Consider the following 18,911-nt stretch of genomic DNA (forward strand, 5'->3'; position numbering starts at 1 on the left):
TCGGGCTTTTTTGTGCAGCCGCCAGGCCGGCGCGGCGCGATCCGCTGCACAAGCTTCGCAATCTGCAAAACCGGTATTGTATTCCAGGGAAAAATGCTGGTATACTCTTTAATGATATTGATTATCATTATCTACAAAGTTTTGCATACATAGAGGAGGCCCATTTACATGGAAAATATCGAAGTCTGGGACGTTACGATTATCGGCGGAGGACCTGCGGGATTATTCTCTGCTTTCTATAGCGGACTGCGCGAAATGAAGACGAAGATCATTGAGTATCAACCGTTTCTCGGCGGCAAAGTCCACGTCTACCCGGAGAAAATGATCTGGGACGTGGGCGGCCTGACGCCGATGCCCGGCGCGAAGCTGATCGAACAGACGGTCGAGCAGGGTCTCACGTTCAAGCCTGATGTCGTGCTGAACGAGAAAGTGACCTCGATCAGCCGGACGGAAGAAGACGGACATTTCGTGCTCCATACCCTCTCGGGCGAGCTGCATCGATCCAAATCGATCATTCTCGCCGTAGGCGGCGGCATTCTGAATCCGACCCGTCTGGATATCGAAGGAGCGGAACGCTTCGAAGTGACAAATCTGCATTATACCGTGAAGTCGATCTCCCGCTTCAAGGACAAGACGGTTCTGATCTCGGGAGGCGGTCATTCGGCCGTAGACTGGGCCAACGAACTCGCTCCTTTTGCCAAAAAAGTGTACCTGACCTACCGCAAAGAAGAAATCAAAGGACACGAAGCCGACATTACGAAGATGAAAGCAAACGGCGTCGAACTGCTGCTCAGCGCTTCGATCAAGCGGTTGACCGCGAGCGAGGACCATTCGGAGATCGAAAAGGTTCTGCTCGAAAAAAATGAAGACCGCGAGGAATTCGAACTGGCTGTGGACGATGTCATTATCAGCCACGGTTACCAGCGCGATACGGAACTCCTGAAAAAAAGCGAAATCAAGATCGAGATGAACGAGTATCAGATTCTCGGTTCCTCGTCGAGCGAGACGTCCGTGCCGGGCATTTTCGCGGCCGGCGACATTCTGCATCATGACGGCAAACTTCACCTGATCGCCGGAGCGTTCCAGGACGCGGCGAACGCAGTGAACAAAGCCAAGCAGTTCATCAAGCCGGATGCGGTCGGTTACGGGATGGTCTCTTCCCATAATGAATTGTTCAAAGAAAAAAACCGCGAAATCATGAATGAACTGTATAACAAATAGATCAGCGAGCGGATCGAATCGACGATCCCCGTTCCCGTAAGCCAAAAAGACCCTTGATCCGCATTCGATGCGGGTCAAGGGTCTTTTTTAATCCGATTTGCCCGGCTCAAAGAGCCGTCTCTGCCGATTCCCGCCGGACTTGGAGCGCTTAGAGCACAGTCCGGATCGTCCCGTCTTCATGGTAATGAAGTTCGGCAAACTTGATACAGCGCTTGTGGTTGACGCCTTCGGAAAGCGAGCTGTCGTGATAGAACAAATACCATTTGTTTTCGAATTCCACAATGGAATGATGGGTCGTCCAGCCGATGACGGGATTCAGAATTACCCCGCGGTAAGTGAACGGCCCTTCCGGATGTTCGGACGTCGCATAAACCAGCTTATGCGTCGTTCCGGTCGAATAAGACAAATAATACAGTCCCCGGTATTTGTGCATCCACGGACCTTCGAAATAACGGCGTTCTTCGTCGTCTGCCGTAATGGGCGCTCCGCCCTCGTCCACGATAGAAATCTCCCGAGGCGCACTTTCGAAATTCAGCAGATCTTCGCTCAGGCGGGCTGCACGCGGTCCCAGAGCCGGTTGGCCGGCTGCCGGCCCGTCCACCCGGTCGGGTTCGAAAGTTCCGGACTGCCATTTTTCGAGCTGACCTCCCCATAATCCGCCAAAGTACAGATACGCCCGGTTATCATCGTCGATAAATACGGCCGGATCGATACTGAAGCTGCCCGGAATGTAATGCGCTTCCGCTCGGAACGGCCCTGCCGGCGAATCCGAAGTCGCAGCGCCGATCCGGAAAACGCCTTCATGATCCCGTGCGGGGAAAAAGAGATAATAACGGCCGTTTCGGTAAGCCGCGTCGGGCGCCCACATCTGCCGGGAAGCCCAAGGCACATCGCGCACATGCAGCACTTCTCCATGGTCTACAACCGGCGAAACCGTATTCGACATCGAGAACACGTGGTAGTCTTCCATCTTGTATTGATCTCCGTTGTCGTTGCTGGGTTCGTCGTGATCCAGATCGTGCGAAGGATAGATATAGATGCGGCCTTCAAAAACGTGAGCGGACGGATCGGCGGTATACAGATGCGTGACAAGCGGCTGGTGAAAGGTCGGTTTCATGGGAAGCTCCTTTGGCTGCAAAATTGGACGATGCCTTGAATGCTTCAATCTTCGCTTTCCTTATTTCGAGTTCCTGCTTTACCACACAAAATCTATGATTTTCGCAGAAATCCTCTTCCTTGCCGCTTCGAATTAACCAATGTTAGATTTCCTTTCCCCGCGCGATCTTGTACAATGGAAAGCATAGCTTTTATCTTACTCAAGCAAGTGACGAAACGGAGGACTATCATGTCGGATTTTCAAACGAACCTTAACAAATACGCCGAACTCGCAGTCAAAGTCGGTGTGAATGTACAGCCCGGGCAGATTCTGATGATCGACGCCAGCGCGGATTCGCTCGAATACGTACGCCTTGTCGTGAAACACGCTTACGCGGCAGGTGCCAAATTGGTCAAAGTCAATCTGGCCGACGAAGCCATTACGCGGATGCGCTACGATCTCGCTCCCGACGACTCGTTCGAAATAGCGCCGAAATGGATGGCGGCGGAACGCGAAGAACTCGCGGAGAACGGCGGCGCCATGCTCGCGGTGGTCTCGAATAACCCCGACCTGCTGAGCGGCGTAGATCCTTCCCGAATCTCGACCTTGCAAAAAGTATCCGGCGAAGCGCTGAGCAAATACCGCCAATACGTGCAGTCCGACAAGCTCGCCTGGTCGATCGTGGCTGTTCCTTCGGCTGCCTGGGCCGCCAAAGTGTTCCCTCACCTGCCGAAAGAAGAACAGATCCCGGCGATGTGGGACGCGATCTTCAAAGCGGTTCGCATCGATCAGCCGGATCCGGTCGCGGCTTGGCAGCAGCATATCGAGACGCTGACCGCCAAAGCGACGTATCTCAACGACAAGAAATACAAAGCTCTGCATTACACCGCACCGGGTACCGATCTGACGATCGAACTGCCGTCCACGCATCTGTGGGTCGCAGCCGACAGCGAAAGCGAACGCGGATCTGCCTTTGTGGCCAATATGCCAACCGAAGAAGTGTTCACGGCCGCGCTCAAGACGGGCGTGAGCGGCACCGTGTCCAGCACGAAGCCGCTCAGCTACGGCGGCAATATCATCGACAACTTCACGCTGACGTTCGAGAACGGACGCATCGTCGACGTAAAAGCCGAGCAGGGTCTGGAGACGCTCAAACGTCTCGTCGAAATGGACGAAGGTTCGCATTATATCGGCGAAGTGGCACTCGTGCCGCATAAATCTCCGATTTCCGATTCGGGCATTCTCTACTATAATACGCTGTTCGACGAGAATGCTTCGAACCACCTCGCGATCGGCAGCGCCTACGCGTTCAATATCGAAGGCGGCAAAACGATGTCCCGCGAAGAACTGGCCGAAGCCGGCATCAACCAGAGCATCACGCACGTCGACTTCATGATCGGATCCGCCGAAATGAACATCGACGGTATCACACAGGATGGCAGCGCCGAACCGGTCTTCCGCGGCGGCAGCTGGGCGTTCTAAATCATCAAACCTCCTGCCCGCATCCCGCGGGCACGCCAAAAGCCCTTCGGCTTCCCTTGCGGGAAGCCGAAGGGCTTTTCGGTATGCTTATCCGAAAAACGGGCGAATGGCTGACTCAAGTCTAAGCCCGCTCCCCTTCACGATTCATTGGAGCTTTTACGGTTTCAAGATGACTTTGATGCAGTCTTCTTTTTTGCTGTCGAAAATATCGTAGGCATGCTCGGCTTCATCCAACGGAAGTGTATGCGTAATGATGTCCGTCGGGTCGAGCTGACCGGTCTTGATCTGGTTGAACAGCTCCGGCATATAGTGAATGACCGGTGCCTGGCCTGTCTTGATTGTCACGTTGCGCTCGAAAATATGGCCGAACGGGAAGTTGTTGTAGCGCAGTCCGTACACGCCGGTGACTTGGATCGTACCGAATTTACGCACGACGTTCGAAGCCATATGGAACGCGCCCAATCCCCCGCCCTGCAGTTTGAGCTTGGTTTCGACTTTCTCCATAAACGTCTTCTCGGAATCGAGACCGACACAGTCGATCACGACGTCCGCGCCGCCGCTTGTAATCTCCAGCAGATACTTGTCGAGATCGTCGTTCTCCATGAAATTGAACGTCTCTACCTTGTTTGTGCGGCGGGCGTGCTCCAGGCGGTACTCGACGTGATCGACCGCGATGACGCGGGAAGCACCTTTTTGCCACGCGAATTTCTGCACCATCAGGCCGATCGGTCCGCAGCCGAGCACAATGACCGTATCTCCTTTTTTGACGCCGGCGTTATCCACACTCCAATAAGCGGTCGGAATAACGTCCGACAAGAACAGGACCTGCTCGTCCGTCACTTCGGCGTCGCTGGGGATGACCAGAGGTCCGAAGTTGCCGTACGGCACCCGCAGCAGCTCCGCCTGTCCGCCGGCAAAGCCCCCGTACGTATGGGAATAGCCGAGCATCGCGCCCGTATCTTTGGCCGGATTGTCGTTGGCGTTGTCGCATTGGCTTTCCATCTGGTTTTGACAGAAGAAACACTGCCCACAGGAGACGTTGAACGGAATGATGACACGGTCGCCTTTCTTGACGTGCGTGACTTCCGGACCGATTTCTTCGACGATGCCCATCGGTTCGTGTCCGATAATGTAATCTTCGTTCATGCCCGGTATTTCTCCGTTGAACAGATGCAGGTCGGACCCGCATATGGAAGTCGACGTCACGCGAATGATAATGTCGTCTTTTTTCTCCAATTTCGGCGTGGCCACTTCTTTGACTTTGACTTTACGCTTGCCCTGATAAGTGAGTGCTTTCATAATCGCTGATCGCTCCTTCTGGATGGGATTGGATTTTGAAAATGCGCTAGGGGCTTTCTTTTTCTCATTTAACCCGATTGGAGCGGCAGCTAACACTCAAGTGTTTTTAGGTTGAATTACGATTAAGACTCTCCTCTCCTGTATCCGGCTGCAAGATTGGTTTGTCTATGGTACGGGTATAGAAAGGAAAGAAGCACCCGGGAATCCAAGCCCGTTCAAGCGTGCCAACCCGAATGGAGGAAGAAATCATGAAACATTTAAACGACTCGCAAATAGATCAACTGAAGCAGCTGCTGTTGGAACGCAAAAGCGAACTGGAACAGCATTTCGACAACTCCGAGAACACGACGGAAGGCTTCGAGACCTCGATCCGCGTATCGACCGGCGAACTTACGGCTGTCGACAACCACCCGGGCGACCTCGGTACCGAGGAATTCGAACGGGGACGGGATATGGCGATCGACTCCGATCTGTCCGACCGGCTCGATGAAGTCAATGACGCGCTCAAACGGATGGAAGACGGCACATACGGCATCGACGCCACGACCGGCAAGGAAATTCCGTTCGAACGTCTAGAAGCGGTTCCTTATACGGCTTATAACGTGGAGACCACGCCGGAAAATGCTCCGATTACCGATTACCGCCCTGTGGAAGAAGACGTGATGACTTCTCCCCCATCGGGCGCGGGCGAGAACCGTCAGCAGCACGCCGGCAAATTCGACGACGCCAATGCCTGGCAGGCGGTCGAAAGCTACGGCAACGCCGACTCCCCGGCAATGTCGACCAAGCGTGATGTGGAAAGCTACAAGGAAATGTCCAGCGAGAACAATGTAGGTGAAGGTACCGTGGAACCTTATGAGAACTTCACCGGCAACGATATGGCCGAAGGCAACCGCAGTGTCGAGATGACACCGGCAGAGCGCCGTTATGTAGAAGCCGGTGAAGGTGAAGGCATTGCAGAGATCGATGTCTCGGCCGAAGACGAAGAATCGCTGATCCGTGCCGCGGAGCAGCAGGGCACGCAGACCGGCAAGCGCAGCAGCGACGAATAGACGATCCTGTACGCGCAATCCGATTGAAACAGACGAACTACGACCCAAAGACCCGGCAGCAGAAACTGCCGGGTCTTTTGCTGTGTTTCTTTTTGGTGGCGGAACCTTCGGAAAACAAACGGACAACCGCAAGCGATGTAATAAAAAAAGCCCACCTTCTTCCTTATTTCGTGTAGAATATGGAGAATGATGAACTATTTTCTTCCGCTGTGGAAGATAAACCGGTAAGGAATAGTCCGCTTCGAATGGACATTACAGGAACCGAGGAAGGAGTACATATGGCTCAACATCTTCAGATGCTTCTTACCCATGGCTTCGATGAACTGGACGAAGGCATGCAGGAGCTGATCTATAACGAATATTACGATCTGGCATACGGAGCGATCTTCTATATTGTAAGAGATCATGCGGCCGCCGAAGATGTGATCCAGGAAGCTTTCCTGAAACTGATCGGAAGCCGGCCGGAATTCGATAACGAATCCAAGTTTTTTGCCTGGTTGAAGGTGGTCACGCGCAACAGCGCAATCAATGACTTGAGAAAAAATAAAAGACACCGTAACCATGTAGACGCGGACAGCGTTCTTAATCATATAGAGGCCAGACAGGATTTCGGCACTTCGCCCGAGAAGGCGGTCGAAGTACGAATGATGGAAGAAGCGATCCTGCGGCATCTTCAAGGGATGAAGCCGGAATACCGTGCCATTATCCTCTATCGCTGGAAGTACGGAATGTCCTACAAGGAAATCGCCGATTCGCTGGGCACAAGCGAAGACATCATTCGACAGAGATTGTTCAGGGCGAGGGAAAATATGCGCAAAGTGCTGCGCAAAGAATGGGAGGGCAGCGATGAACAACGAAAAATTTGACGAACTTTTCGACGAGGCATTCGACCGGGCTGTGAATTCGGCCTCCCCGGTCGACCCGGAATCCCGCCGGGCCGCCTGGCAGCGCGTGCAAAAACATCGTCAACAAACACAGGCAAGAAGGCGCCGTAAACGGACTGTCCGTCTGACCGGTGCAGCGGCGGGGCTGATCCTGTTCGGATCGGTCGCTTTCTCCGAGCCGGTCCGGACCGGCGCATTGACACCGCTCTATCAGAAGCTCTATACGTGGGGCGGCGGCGGAGAGACGGTACTGGTTACCGGCGAGAACAAGAAGCTCGATACCGAAGGAGCGCTTACTCCTCCTCCTCCCGATGGCGTCGAACAGCCGACTTCTTCCCGCGCGGAGCTTCCCGGAGAAGTCGAAGAGACCGTTGTCCGCTACGAGAATCAGGAGACAAGTCTGCAGGAAGCCCGGCAGCGTCTGGCTTTCTCCATGCCGCAGTTCCCGGAAATCCCTTCCGATCTGACTTTAAAAAAAGTAACGCTTGGCGTTCCGGACGACGGGTCGCCCCCCAATGTGTTTACGCTCTACTACGAATCGGGCAGCGAGCGCAATGCAACGATTCATGTCAGCCGGCTGAACGGACCAAACGGCACGTACAGCTTCGGTACGGACAAGGTGAAGCAGGTCGACCTGAATAATGGGCTTACCGCGCAGTATGCCGACCAGGAAGGCGAAGATACGGTCCACCTGATTCGCGGAGAACTCGATATTTTCATTTACGGGATGCTGAGCGAAGAAGAACTGGTCGGAATCGCCGCCCATATGATAGACGGACCTTCATGATCCGGGAACCGCTTGTCTTCTTAGACAGGCGGTTTTGTCCTGCCTCAAGCTCATGCTTAGGCGGCTCTGCCGGTTCTATTCGCTGACCAGCAGCGTATTGCTGAAGACCGTACTGGATTCGCGCATACCGCCGCCGGAAGCCCAATGTTCCGATTTGATTCGGTAGTAATAGCCTTTGATCAGATTCTTGTTGAAACTCAGGGTGCTGGAGCCGGACAGCGAGCTGCTCGACATCGGACCGCCTTCTTCAACCCAGCTGCTTCCGGTCCAGCGCTGAAGCGAAGCGGTCACGCCGGATTGGGAAGCGGCAGCCGAAGTGATGGTCATGGCCGCTATATAAGCTTCCGTCCCTCCTTCAACCTGAAGGCTGCTCATTCCGTTCTTCAAATACTTGTTATGGATAAGATCCTGTCTGGAATCAGCCGAAGGATACAGCGGAGGCGGCGGCAGCGTCAAAGCACCGGACGCCTGAGGCCGCCCAAACGAACTGAACGTCTGCTGCTCCAAAGCGGCAGGCTGCGGAGTTTCCGGCACTTCCTCGGCTTGTCCGATGCCCGGAACGAGCAGGGAAACCAGCAGGAATGCCGAAGCGGGAACAGCCAGAAATTTGGAAAGCGAACTTGGGTTATCCGGGTTCATCTTCATTCCCCTTTCCTATGTAAAGGCATAGTATGTCTATATAACGAAACAGGAACCCAAAAGGTTCCTGTTTTCTCCATTTTTGATAAAGTTATTTTAATGGGTTATATCCAACATCATGATTTACGTTCCCGGCTGTACCAAGCGTAGATCCGCTCCACATCGGATTTCTTCAGCCGAGGGACACTGAGCGCGGATCCACCGGCGCCGCCGAGCAGATGCGCTTTGAGGTTGAGCATCTGCCCTTTTCTCTGCCAGCGGCTGCCGCTGATCCGCAGCGCCACGACATGGCGCCTCAAGGTACAATGCGTCTGCTTGGAGATTCCGCGGTTTACGATTGTAAGCCGCTGACCGTCAAGCGCCGCGCCGCTGGTCCGGAAGCTCCAATAATCCAGAGCGAAGACGAGCGGGATCAGAGCCAGTGCCCATCTTCCCATATGCGGGAAGAAATAAATCAGTACCGCGGCCAAAATGACGGTGACGATCAGTCCGGTCCGTACATATCCGAGCAGCGCCCGGCCCGGAGGACGGAACTCGGCTGCCGCAAACGAAAACTGCGGAATCGTCCGCTCCAACAGCTGCGGAATGGCCGCTCGCGGGATAAACGGATGCAGCGCCGGCGTCTCCTTCTCCGAAGACGAGGAGACCACATTGACTTCGACGTGCGCATAGCCCAACAGCTGCCGCAGCCAACCTTCGCGTACGGTTACGGCCTGAACGCGCGCCGGATCGAACAGAAACTGTTTGCGTTCCAGCAGTCCGTAGCGGATCGACAGCCTCTCTCCTTCCCGGTACAGCGAGAAGCCGGCAAACTTGACGATGAACAGCACAAGCGACAGCAGCCAGGCGAACAGCAGCGCTGCCGCCGCGATGATCAGAATGGCCCGTATGCCGGTCAGGTAAGCCTGGGCATTGGAGACCAGCCGGTTGAGCCACACATCCGGCAGCAGATCGTCCGCGAAGGAAGCAATCCCGGCTACGAAAGCAACGGCCAGACCGAGATTCAATTCGGTCAGCGCCGCCTGGAATAGGCGGCCGGGTCCGAGCCGGTACAGCAGCACCGGCTCGCTTGCCCGCGGCCGCCCGGCAGCGGCGGCCGCTTGGGCTTGCGGCGCAGGCCCGCCTTCGGCGGGGCGGTCCTGCGCCGCAAGCGATACGGGCGCGGCGGAAAGCTTCTCCGCGCCCGTATCGCCCGGTCCGCCGGCATCGCGGCGGACCCAAGGCTGCAGCCCGCCGGCCGGAGCCTCGAAGGCGGCCTGCTGCGCAGGGCCGCCTTCGGCCGTTTCCGCCGCGGGTTCGGCGGCGGAAACGGCTACCGCGCGCTCATTCAGCGCGCGCTGCAGCCGCTCCGCTTCGCGGCGCGGCAGAACCGGCAGCACGGCATCTCCTTCGCTGCCGCCCGGCGTCTCGATCTTCAACTGCACGACGCCGAGCAGCCGCTGGATCAAAGGCTGCTCCTGGCTGACGGAATGAATACGCGAGTAGTAGATGATTTTTTCGCTGCGCTGAATCAATCCTTTGCGGATCGTGATCCGGTCGCTTTCTTCTTCGTAAGTAAACCTTTTCCATCCGATACTTTCCAGGATGCCGGCCAATACGAGCAGCACCAGGGCGGCGCCTCCGGTCCAGTATACGACCGAAGTAATCTTCCCTCCGGCCAGAAATTGAACACCGAAGATGACGATCAGGGGAACCAGTCCGCGCAGCATTTTTAGCAGGGCGAAGACGACATACAGCGGCGACATCCGTTTGGGGCCGCTCATTCTTCGGTCCTCCGTGCCAGTTCTCCGATCATTCGCTTGAATTTCTCGGCTTCTTCGGACTTCAATCCGGCAATCGAATGCGTCGTCGCTGCCGTGACGATCTTCAATTCGGCCAAGCCGTATTTGCGCAGAATCGGTCCGTGCTCCAACTCTACATGCTGCACTTTGGTCATCGGAATCAGCGTTTCGCTGATCAGGAACAGACCTTTGCGGATTTCGATTTCTTCTTCGAAAATGGCAAAACCAAAACGGTTATACAGCATGACTGGTACACGGAATACGGCAAATACGAACAAAAGCGCAAATCCCAGCGTAATCAGCGAACCGATCCACAGCGGCAGCCAGTCCCAATCGAATACGGAGCCGAGTATTGTCAGCACCGCCGCAATCAACAAGGGAATCGCGTAGAAATAAGCGCTGCCCAAACGGGAAGCCGCAATCCAGTCCGGATGCAGGCGCCTGAACCGATCTTCGTTCCTTTTGACTTCTTCTTGATTCGATTCCATGATTTACCCCTCCATACGTTAAAGCGTAGCGGTATTTTCTATTGAAGTCAATGAATCCCGCAGCTGCCCGAGGTCTTCCGAGTTTATGTTCTTCGATACGTGCGCGTAGAGAAAATGTTTCTTATCAGGCAGAAAGGAAACGCAAAAAAACCAGCCGGAACAAAAGCCAGCTGGCTTGAATAAGAAACTTTGAATGGAATAAGTAGACAGGAGCGCTTTAAGCGCCGGCCTCGGCACGTTTGGCGGCCAGCATGTCATAATCTTCCGGTTGTTCTTCTTCTACGAATGCCTCTTCGGTATAAGCTTCGCGTTCCGGCATCCGGTCTTCTTCCGGAAGAGGCTTCAAAATGCGAACGCGGGAGATACGTTTTTGTTCCGTTTCATCGACGATAAAGGTGCAGCCTTCGTGATCGACCGACTGGCCTTTTTGCGGCGGAAGCGCATCGATTCGCGCATACAACCAGCCGCCGATCGTATCGTAGTCGCCGAAGTCCAGCTCAAAGCCGAATTGGCTGTTTACGTCTTCGATCAGCATCATGCCGTCGATCGAATAACTGAATTCGCCGGCCTGCTCGGTTTCCGGACGTTCTTCTTCGTCGAACTCATCCTGAATTTCGCCCACGATTTCTTCCATGATATCTTCGAGCGTAACCAGTCCGGCCGTTCCGCCGTACTCGTCGACAAGCATTGCAATCTGTGTCCGGCTGCGCTGCATCAGCTTCATCAATTCGCTGATCCGGATCGACTCCGGTACCGCGATAATCGGACGGATCAAGCTGTCGTAGTCGGCTTCCGGCGAACGCATCAGGTCTTTGATATGGATAAAGCCAATAATATGGTCTTTGTCCTGCTCACAGACCGGGTAGCGGGTACGCATGCCGTCATAAGCCGTTTCCAGATTCTCTTCGCGCGACAGATTGGTGTACAGACAGATCATTTCCGTTCGGGGAATCATCACTTCGCGTGCCGTCGTATCGGCAAATTCGAAAATATTGTCGACAAGCGCCATTTCGGTATTATCAATCAGCCCGTTCTTGTTACTTTCCTTCACCAGTATCCGGATTTCTTCTTCGGTATGCGCCGCATCAAGTTCGGACGCCGGTTCAATCTTCAGCACACGGAGCAGAGCATTCGCCATTCCGTTCAATGCCCAGATAAACGGGTACATGATTTTGTAGAAAAAGACCATCGGAGCCGCCGCAACCATGACTACCGATTCCGGTTTGCGAATCGCCATCGATTTGGGAGCAAGTTCCCCGATAACAATATGCAGAACGGTAATCAGGACAAAAGCGATCGCCACGGCCGTACCGTGGATCGCGACCTCATTGGTCCAACCCAGACCGTGGAATAGAGGCCGCAGGAACGAAGCGACGGCCGGTTCCCCGATCCAGCCCAGTCCCAGCGAAGCCAGCGTGATTCCGAGCTGACAAGCGGACAGATAGGCGTCGAGGTTATTCACCATACTTCTGGCAAATCCGGCACGCCGGCTGCCCGAATCCGCCAGCGCGGCAATCCGGCTCTCCCGGATCCGGACCATCGCAAATTCAGCCGCTACAAAAAAACCGTTTAAACCGACAAGCAGCACCACCGTTAAAATACTTAACCAACCTGGCAAGGGGTCACTATTCAATATACATCCCGTTTTCCGCGCCGCGCACATTCGCGTTGTTTATCGGAAACCGGGTCCACCTCCTTCGTTTTCCTATATCATATGAAGCTTTAGTCTTTGACGACAGTTTACCCTGCGGTCTTCCGACCCAAACTAGCAACTCCCCAATTTCGTTCACTCCGTTTCTATTTTAGCTTTAACTTTAATTATAATTCCAACGCTTCGGAAGCAAAATAGGAAAGAGAGGTCAAAAAAGGCAATAAACCGCCTTGTGGGCGGTTTAAAGTCGATCTGTTCGATTCTTTGCGACTGCTCGCGTTCCGCACGCCTTCCTGCACGTTTTTACGGCTGATCTTCCGATTATTTATGTGCAATTAAGGTGAATGTTTTGGGAATCCCTTTATCGAAGCTATCTCCGGACAGATTAGGCTCTTCATTTAGACTGGAAACGATAAGCCCGCTTTGCGCCGCAGCCGTCACGATTTCGCCGAGATTCCATTTGCGCAGCCGGACTTTGGCCGTTTCTCCTTCGGCATACTTGGCAAAGGAAGCTTCCTGTTCTTCCAGTCCGGTGTCGAAATAGTCTCCGTCGACTTTGTGTTTGCGGATCTTCGCTGTCGTCCCCCGCGACGAGATCAGCTTGGTCGAAACCGGATGGAAATCGCGCAGCACGAATCGGCCTCCCTGCACCAACAGAATCCGGACCTTATCCATAAACGGAGCCAGGTCCGTAAAATAATGCAGAATGCCCATTTCGGCAAATACAATATCGAATTGTCCGCCCAACTGCTGCGTATCGAGTTTCAGCACGTCGGAGACGATGTAATCGAGCGGCACTCCGGCAGCCTGCGCCAGTTCGAGCGCATAACGGCGGTTGCCCGGAGAGAAATCGGCTACGGTAACCTTCGCGCCCAGCAGGGCCAAAGCGATCGCTTTGCTGCCGTTGGAACCCATCAGGTTCATGATCCGCTTGCCTTCGGGAGAACCGATACTCTCGCCAAGTACGGACAGCGACTTCAACGGTTCTCTGGCAATCCGTGCGGCGGCCTCTTCGGGCGTACCGAATCGGCTTACCCAGGCTTCATAGGTTTCCCGGTTCCAGGCTTCTTCATTCTGAGGATTCAGAACACCCGGTATCGGCTCTTCGTTTGGTTTCGGGGATTCGCGTCCTTCTGTTTCTTTGTTCATCCTGCACCTATCCTTTCCTGTTGCTTCGGTTCACGCGGCGGCGCCTCAATCCTGGATCAGAATGATCCCGCGTTCGTGCGCGGGGGCCGGGTCCGCTTTTAGCAGCCCGATCCCCTGCAGGACCCGCAGATTGGGCAGATGGCACAGATCTTCGAGCGAATACACGTCGAAATAGCCTTCTTCCCCGCTGTGGAACGGAATAATCTGGTACTGCACCTGCTGGCCGCTCCCTACAACCAGTTTGGTGACATGCGCGAGGTCTTCTTCGGTTAGTACCAGTCTCTCGAAATATTCCCGTATTTCGGGAATCGGCCGATCGCCTTCTTCGGCGATCGATATTTCCCGCAGCGCATATTCCTGTACGAACACCCCGATATCGAAGCGGGGCTGCAGCACATGCTGTTTGTACATCAATTCTTCGATAACCGCCAGCTTGAAGTTGAAATCCCGGAAGCTTACGCCGCCTTCGCCGCTTGGCATCGTATACGCGGCAATCTGCTCAATGATTCCGTTCGCTTCCCTCAGCGTATCGGCGGCTTTGCGCGTGCGCTCCGTCTGCCGGTTCTGTTTGGCGACCAGATCCAGAATCAGACGACGGTCGGGGGAACGGGCAATCTGAAGCAGCGGCTGCCTCAGCAGCGGATAATAGACGAAAGTATCGATAAATTCGTCGAACTGCCGGTCTGTCCATTCTCTCATCCGCAGTTCGAGCGTATCGAGCACGGAGCCGATTCCTCTTTCGAGGATCGGAGCCCCTTCGCCGATAAAAGAAGTAGCCAAGCTGAAATAGGCTTTGCCTTTCTCCTCTTTGGTCCGGTTCAGCTTGAGATAGAAATCGATCAAGCCTACAAACTCGGCAGCATAATCGTGATGATACCCGAGCATGTAGACATGGGTCGCCTTGCAGGCCGGATAGAACGTCCGAACCAGCCGAGGCAGCAGCTCTGCAGCCTCGGCCCGCAGATCGTCATCGTCCATGTAATGCGGATGATTAAAGTAAATTTCCGACAGCGCTGCTGCGGCGCGCGAAAGTCCCTGGAACGTCGGATCAAGCAGATCGGCGGCCGTCCCTTTTTCAACCCATCTACCAAGCAAAAGCAGCACTCGTCCGTGATTAAGCCTCAGCTCGCCCCGCAGTGCGTACGAGCTTTCCAGAGAAGCTTTGCGAAGGGCGAACAGCTCGGTCAACTTGGCTGTTTTTCTCGCCGTGTTCGCCTCGATAAACGGTTCTTTTTCCAAGATGTCCAGCACCGTATCGTAAAACCAGGTTCGTCCCTCGGCGGTCAGAAGGACAAAAGCCGACCAGGCTTCGTTAATCCGTTCGTCCACGCGGATCTGGGCCTCTTCCTCCAGCCCGAAATCGTCTACCCAATCCAGAGAAGCCTGGATCAGGGCACGGCCTTCCGGTTCGAACGTAAAGCCCTGCAGACGATTCAGCATGAGCTGAGAGAGTTCAAGAGGACCCTCGTCGGGGGTAGCCCGAAGGAGGGTCTGGAGCGTGGTCATCGTATTTCCTCCCCGTACATATGTCCATTGCCTAACAAATTCCGTTCCACTATCTTATCATTTTGTTCCCTCCTTGTACCAGTCCGGCTTTTTGGAATCTGCTTGAATTTCGCTTAAATCGGCCGATTGGTCGGAAAAAGAATACACCCGGACCTCATCCAGGGTAGGAAATTCCCGGTATCGGGTAAAAACGATTCGAATTCTGGATGTCCGAACCGGAGCAAACTGGCGGATATTCCGATATCCTACAATCCGGCCTTGGGATATTGGCTGCCAAGACTTCGAATCCGTCGCCGCTTCATCCGCCGGAATCCGGACTTCGAACGCTTCGATTCGCTGGCCGGCCGGCAGGTGTTCCCCGAGAGAGACGGTGTCCAACCGGACCGGCGCTGCAAACGAAAGTTCGATCCACGGTTCCTGGTCGTCTGCTTCCGGCTGCCAGCCGTTTCCGGGAAATTCCGCAGTGGCTGCCTCCAGCCCGTCTTCCGCACCGATTCCTCTGCCGGCCCGCGCACTCGAAACTCTCATCGATGCTTTACGCGTCAGCGTCATGTCGGCCAGACGCTCAAGGTGTCTGCCCAAGCCTTGCAGCGCTTCGCGGTCCGGCTTCGCAATGTGCCCCCGTGCATCCGGCGGCACATTGAGCAGAAAGGTCGCATTGCCGCCTACGGCATTCATATACAGGCGAAACAGTTCATCGGCATCCCGCACCCGGTCGTCTTCTTCGGGATGATAGAACCAGCCCGGACGAATCGAAGTGTTGACTTCAGCCGGATACCACACCCATTCTCCATCGTACTTCTCGATCGCTTTTCGGCATCGCGCAGCGGTGCGGGAACGACGCTCCATTCTTCTGCGCGGGTCTCCCCCGCTTCATTGCCGACCCACCGAATATCCGGTCCGCAGACGCTGATCACGCAGCCAGGCTGCAGGCGGCGCACGACCTCGTAATATCGAGGCCAGTCATAGAACTGCTTTTTCCCATTGGGACCTTCCCCGTTCGCTCCGTCAAGCCAGACGCAGGAAATCTCGCCGTACTGCGTCAGCAGCTCGGTCAGCTGATTGATGTAGAAATCGTCATACGCTTGTCCGGAGCCGTAACTTGATTCCGTTCGGTCCCAGGGGGACAGGTAAATGCCGAATTTCAGACCGTGTTTTCTGCAGGCCTCCGCCGTTTCCCGCACTAGATCTCCCTTCCCTTCCCGCCAGGGACTCCGGGCCACCGTATGCGACGAGAAGCGGCTCGGCCACAAGCAGAATCCGTCGTGATGTTTGCAGGTCAGGATCAGGGCGCGCATACCGGCTTCTTTGAATAGAAGGACCCATTCCTCGGCATCCAATCGCTCCGGGTTGAACCACGCAGGATCTTCATGTCCTTCTCCCCATTCGCGGCCGGTCATCGTGTTCATGCCGAAGTGGATAAATCCGTAGAACTCGAGCCTCTGCCAAGCCAGCTGTCTGGAGGAAGGGGCAACTGCGGCGATTTCGTGCAGGTTCATAATGCGCTTCATCCTTTCCTTTTCCGCCTGTGTTCAAGCCTGTCATGTCCTAAAACCGATTCGAGAACGTTTGAAGATATTCCTGCCTGAAGACGCCGCCTATATTTTGTATACGCTTACTTAGGATTGACGCTATACTATAGACGCAAGCGAAAAAGACCTTATAAGGAGGGAACAGGATGGACAACGAGCAGGAGGTCACACCTCCCCATTCTTCCGATCCGGCAGCTGTATCCGTGATCGGGATCGATCTGACGGCAAGGTTTCAAACGTTCGAAGGTTGGGGAACCTCGCTGGCCTGGTGGGCCAATGTGATCGGCGGATGGAGCGAAGAACGGCGGGCGGAGATCGTCGAGAAACTCTACTCTGCCGAAAAGGGATTGGGCTTCAATATCGCCAGATACAATATCGGAGGCACCAAAGACGCACATGATCCTTACCTTCATTATGGCAAAGCCATCCTGTCCTATCAAAATGAAGACGGCACCTGGAACTGGTCGCGCGACGCCGGGCAGCGAGCCGTGACGCAGCACATTCGCAAGATGGCGGAGACGCCGATTTTTGAAGCGTTCTCCAACAGTCCGCCCTGGTGGATGACCTGCAGCTACGATGCCGAGCGTGAAGACGGGGCAGACGGCTGCACCACCGGCGGCTTCGACGGAAGCGGCAATCTGCGCCCCGGCCGGGAACGCGAGTTTGCGGAGTATCTGACCGAGACGGTCAAACACTTCCGCGATGAATGGGACATCGTGTTCCGTACGTTGGCTCCGTTCAATGAGCCGGCAGCCGACTGGTGGAAGTACCGGATCGCCAAGCAGGAAGGTGCCCATATCGGACCTGCGCAGCAGCAGACCGTTATTCGCGAAGTTTATGAAGCCTTGAGAGCCAAAGGATTAAACGATACCGCGATCAGCGCATCCGACGAATCACTGGTGCAGATGGCGTTCGAGACCTGGCAGGCGTTCGAACCGGAGACCAAGGCTAGGATTGAACAGGTAAACACCCACACGTACAATACTCCCGATTACGATCCGCGGCCTTTCTTCGAAGCGGTGTCGGCCGACGGCAAGAAGCTCTGGATGTCGGAATTCGGTTTCGAGAACGGCGAACATCCGACTGTCGATCCCCATAGCATGACCGGTGCGCAGCGTCTGGTGCAGGGCATTACCCGGGATCTGAAAATCATGCAGGCCGAAGCCTGGGTCTACTGGCAGGCCGTCGAGAGCGATTCCAGCACATGGGGACTGATCTTTGCCCCGTTCGAGAATAATGAATCCGAATCGTATACGATGTACAAGCAGTATTATGCGATGGCCCACTACAGCCGCTTTATCCGTCCGGGCAGCGTCATCATAGCCAACGACGGAGACAAATCGCTGGCTGCGATCGATCCCTCGTCGCGGCGCCTGGTGATCGTCACGTACAATGACAGCGAGACGGAGGCCGCCATTTATCGGTATCAATTGAGAGGCTGGAACTCCGGGCATCCGGATTCCGATTCGCAGGTTCGGGTCTATCGGACAACGGCGGAAGAAAATTTGGCCGAGCTTGAACCGATTCCGCTGGAACATACCGAGTTTACCGCCGAGACGCCTCCCTGCTCGATCACGACTTACGTGATGGATCTGCCCGACAGGAAGGCAGAGCTTTCTTAAAAAACCAAAAAGACCTCTTCTGTCCGCCAAAGCGTCAGAAAAGGTCTTTTACCTATTGCCGTCCATAGCGTTTAAACCTCGATTCTTTCGTTTCTAGGATTTGTCCGCCTGCAAAAAGGGGTTATTGTCCGGCAAAAAAGGCTTCGTTGCCCGAATAGAAATAGCCGGTTGTATCGTTGAATACGACGTAATCGATACTGCTCAGCGTAACGACCATGCGCTGTCCAAACTCCGCGCTCAGTACGATATGATCGCTTCCTGCCGCTTCGAGACGTCCTTCAATCGAAACGCAGCCCGCTGCTTGTCCAGTATTCATTCCCGGGATCATGTAGAAAACTCCCGTACGACCCAGGTTGTTCTGCAGGGTGGACATGACGTTCGGCTGATCGTAGTTGGTCTGGGGAATAGATGAATCGATCATCGGTGCTCCCGATCTGGCGACCGGATTCCGGAAACCGTTTCTGCCTGTAAGTCCGTTCAAACCGCTGCTAATCCGGTACGTAACCGGCGAATAAGAATATTCCATATAAATCCCTCCTCGTAATTTGCGCGGATGTCCGCAATGAATAAAGCCGCGTTCACGCCCGACCTTCCATACACGCTACTTTGGAGAAAATAGAGTTGCGATTTTTTGGAGGACAAATGCTTCGTATTCTTCTTATTACCCTTCGTCTCAAGCTCTAAACCATTTTTTTACATCGAGTATGACAAAAAAATGAACA

The 18,911-nt window shown here is 54.7% G+C and carries 17 protein-coding genes; 6 read left to right on the top strand and 11 right to left on the bottom strand.

Translation table 11 applies throughout. From position 1 onward, the window contains the following. The first annotated feature begins 168 nt into the window (after positions 1–168). Complete coding sequence (locus tag HRQ60_RS00885; RefSeq protein WP_172193749.1) at positions 169–1,221, top strand: NAD(P)/FAD-dependent oxidoreductase; 1,053 nt, start codon at positions 169–171, stop codon at positions 1,219–1,221. A gap of 148 nt (positions 1,222–1,369) precedes the next feature. Here the strand turns inward: HRQ60_RS00885 and HRQ60_RS00890 are convergent, their stop codons facing one another. Continuing rightward, the gene (locus tag HRQ60_RS00890; RefSeq protein WP_172193750.1) at positions 1,370–2,338 is read right to left on the bottom strand and encodes a glycoside hydrolase family 43 protein; all 969 of its coding nucleotides are present in this window, start codon (positions 2,336–2,338) and stop codon (positions 1,370–1,372) included. A gap of 228 nt (positions 2,339–2,566) precedes the next feature. On the opposite strand from HRQ60_RS00890, the gene HRQ60_RS00895 reads away from it, so the two are divergent. Next, on the top strand, positions 2,567–3,799 hold the full coding sequence (locus HRQ60_RS00895; RefSeq protein WP_172193751.1) for an aminopeptidase: 1,233 nt from the start codon (positions 2,567–2,569) through the stop codon (positions 3,797–3,799). A gap of 156 nt (positions 3,800–3,955) precedes the next feature. Here the strand turns inward: HRQ60_RS00895 and HRQ60_RS00900 are convergent, their stop codons facing one another. Beyond that, positions 3,956–5,098, bottom strand: a complete 1,143-nt coding sequence (locus HRQ60_RS00900; protein WP_172193752.1) for a zinc-dependent alcohol dehydrogenase — start codon at positions 5,096–5,098, stop codon at positions 3,956–3,958. Positions 5,099–5,346: 248 nt separating this feature from the next. On the opposite strand from HRQ60_RS00900, the gene HRQ60_RS00905 reads away from it, so the two are divergent. The 3 genes from HRQ60_RS00905 to HRQ60_RS00915 all read left to right on the top strand — a co-directional run bounded on the left by HRQ60_RS00905 (position 5,347) and on the right by HRQ60_RS00915 (position 7,821). Continuing rightward, positions 5,347–6,150, top strand: coding sequence for a TraR/DksA C4-type zinc finger protein (locus HRQ60_RS00905; protein ID WP_172193753.1), 804 nt, complete (start codon positions 5,347–5,349; stop codon positions 6,148–6,150). Between the two features lie 278 nt (positions 6,151–6,428). Continuing rightward, positions 6,429–7,016, top strand: coding sequence for an RNA polymerase sigma factor (locus HRQ60_RS00910; protein WP_172193754.1), 588 nt, complete (start codon positions 6,429–6,431; stop codon positions 7,014–7,016). Then, complete coding sequence (locus tag HRQ60_RS00915; RefSeq protein ID WP_172193755.1) at positions 6,997–7,821, top strand: hypothetical protein; 825 nt, start codon at positions 6,997–6,999, stop codon at positions 7,819–7,821. The genes HRQ60_RS00910 and HRQ60_RS00915 overlap by 20 nt, the downstream gene beginning before the upstream one ends. Positions 7,822–7,896: 75 nt before the next feature. Here HRQ60_RS00915 and HRQ60_RS00920 read toward each other — a convergent pair whose 3' ends face one another. The 8 genes from HRQ60_RS00920 to HRQ60_RS23990 form a co-directional block, all read right to left on the bottom strand. Next, on the bottom strand, positions 7,897–8,460 hold the full coding sequence (locus tag HRQ60_RS00920; protein ID WP_172193756.1) for a hypothetical protein: 564 nt from the start codon (positions 8,458–8,460) through the stop codon (positions 7,897–7,899). Between the two features lie 116 nt (positions 8,461–8,576). Then, positions 8,577–10,223: a PH domain-containing protein gene (locus HRQ60_RS00925; RefSeq protein ID WP_172193757.1), complete on the bottom strand. Its 1,647-nt coding sequence runs from the start codon at positions 10,221–10,223 to the stop codon at positions 8,577–8,579. Then, positions 10,220–10,729 carry a PH domain-containing protein gene (locus HRQ60_RS00930; protein ID WP_172193758.1) on the bottom strand — a complete coding sequence of 170 codons (510 nt, stop codon included), beginning with the start codon at positions 10,727–10,729 and terminating at the stop codon, positions 10,220–10,222. The genes HRQ60_RS00925 and HRQ60_RS00930 overlap by 4 nt, the downstream gene beginning before the upstream one ends. 217 nt (positions 10,730–10,946) lie before the next feature. After that, positions 10,947–12,392, bottom strand: a complete 1,446-nt coding sequence (locus HRQ60_RS00935; protein WP_246280990.1) for a hemolysin family protein — start codon at positions 12,390–12,392, stop codon at positions 10,947–10,949. Between the two features lie 309 nt (positions 12,393–12,701). Next, a complete protein-coding gene (locus HRQ60_RS00940) occupies positions 12,702–13,529 on the bottom strand; it encodes a class I SAM-dependent methyltransferase (protein ID WP_172193759.1) in 828 nt (275 codons plus the stop codon). A 45-nt stretch (positions 13,530–13,574) separates the two neighbouring features. Continuing rightward, positions 13,575–15,035: a DUF6892 domain-containing protein gene (locus HRQ60_RS00945; RefSeq protein WP_172193760.1), complete on the bottom strand. Its 1,461-nt coding sequence runs from the start codon at positions 15,033–15,035 to the stop codon at positions 13,575–13,577. A gap of 57 nt (positions 15,036–15,092) precedes the next feature. Continuing rightward, positions 15,093–15,746, bottom strand: coding sequence for a hypothetical protein (locus tag HRQ60_RS23850; protein WP_343044575.1), 654 nt, complete (start codon positions 15,744–15,746; stop codon positions 15,093–15,095). Next, a complete protein-coding gene (locus HRQ60_RS23990) occupies positions 15,710–16,534 on the bottom strand; it encodes an alpha-L-fucosidase (RefSeq protein WP_343044576.1) in 825 nt (274 codons plus the stop codon). The genes HRQ60_RS23850 and HRQ60_RS23990 overlap by 37 nt, the downstream gene beginning before the upstream one ends. A gap of 179 nt (positions 16,535–16,713) precedes the next feature. Here HRQ60_RS23990 and HRQ60_RS00955 point away from each other — a divergent pair, with 179 nt between their 5' ends. Next, entirely contained in the window at positions 16,714–18,189 is a 1,476-nt protein-coding gene (locus HRQ60_RS00955) for a glycoside hydrolase family 30 protein (RefSeq protein WP_172193761.1), read from the top strand. 121 nt (positions 18,190–18,310) lie between these two features. Here HRQ60_RS00955 and HRQ60_RS00960 read toward each other — a convergent pair whose 3' ends face one another. Continuing rightward, positions 18,311–18,715, bottom strand: coding sequence for a spore coat protein GerQ (locus HRQ60_RS00960; protein ID WP_172193762.1), 405 nt, complete (start codon positions 18,713–18,715; stop codon positions 18,311–18,313). Positions 18,716–18,911 lie beyond the last annotated feature (196 nt).

The organism is Saccharibacillus qingshengii (assembly GCF_013185195.1).
In the GTDB taxonomy this organism is placed as follows: domain Bacteria; phylum Bacillota; class Bacilli; order Paenibacillales; family Paenibacillaceae; genus Saccharibacillus; species Saccharibacillus qingshengii.

Coding starts and splice junctions, on each gene's coding strand:
- HRQ60_RS00885 (WP_172193749.1), top strand. CDS start 169: ATGGAAAATATCGAAGTCTGGGACGTTACGATTATCGGCGGAGGACCT.
- HRQ60_RS00890 (WP_172193750.1), bottom strand. CDS start 2,338: ATGAAACCGACCTTTCACCAGCCGCTTGTCACGCATCTGTATACCGCC.
- HRQ60_RS00895 (WP_172193751.1), top strand. CDS start 2,567: ATGTCGGATTTTCAAACGAACCTTAACAAATACGCCGAACTCGCAGTC.
- HRQ60_RS00900 (WP_172193752.1), bottom strand. CDS start 5,098: ATGAAAGCACTCACTTATCAGGGCAAGCGTAAAGTCAAAGTCAAAGAA.
- HRQ60_RS00905 (WP_172193753.1), top strand. CDS start 5,347: ATGAAACATTTAAACGACTCGCAAATAGATCAACTGAAGCAGCTGCTG.
- HRQ60_RS00910 (WP_172193754.1), top strand. CDS start 6,429: ATGGCTCAACATCTTCAGATGCTTCTTACCCATGGCTTCGATGAACTG.
- HRQ60_RS00915 (WP_172193755.1), top strand. CDS start 6,997: ATGAACAACGAAAAATTTGACGAACTTTTCGACGAGGCATTCGACCGG.
- HRQ60_RS00920 (WP_172193756.1), bottom strand. CDS start 8,460: ATGAACCCGGATAACCCAAGTTCGCTTTCCAAATTTCTGGCTGTTCCC.
- HRQ60_RS00925 (WP_172193757.1), bottom strand. CDS start 10,223: ATGAGCGGCCCCAAACGGATGTCGCCGCTGTATGTCGTCTTCGCCCTG.
- HRQ60_RS00930 (WP_172193758.1), bottom strand. CDS start 10,729: ATGGAATCGAATCAAGAAGAAGTCAAAAGGAACGAAGATCGGTTCAGG.
- HRQ60_RS00935 (WP_246280990.1), bottom strand. CDS start 12,392: ATGTGCGCGGCGCGGAAAACGGGATGTATATTGAATAGTGACCCCTTG.
- HRQ60_RS00940 (WP_172193759.1), bottom strand. CDS start 13,529: ATGAACAAAGAAACAGAAGGACGCGAATCCCCGAAACCAAACGAAGAG.
- HRQ60_RS00945 (WP_172193760.1), bottom strand. CDS start 15,035: ATGACCACGCTCCAGACCCTCCTTCGGGCTACCCCCGACGAGGGTCCT.
- HRQ60_RS23990 (WP_343044576.1), bottom strand. CDS start 16,534: ATGAACCTGCACGAAATCGCCGCAGTTGCCCCTTCCTCCAGACAGCTG.
- HRQ60_RS00955 (WP_172193761.1), top strand. CDS start 16,714: ATGGACAACGAGCAGGAGGTCACACCTCCCCATTCTTCCGATCCGGCA.
- HRQ60_RS00960 (WP_172193762.1), bottom strand. CDS start 18,715: ATGGAATATTCTTATTCGCCGGTTACGTACCGGATTAGCAGCGGTTTG.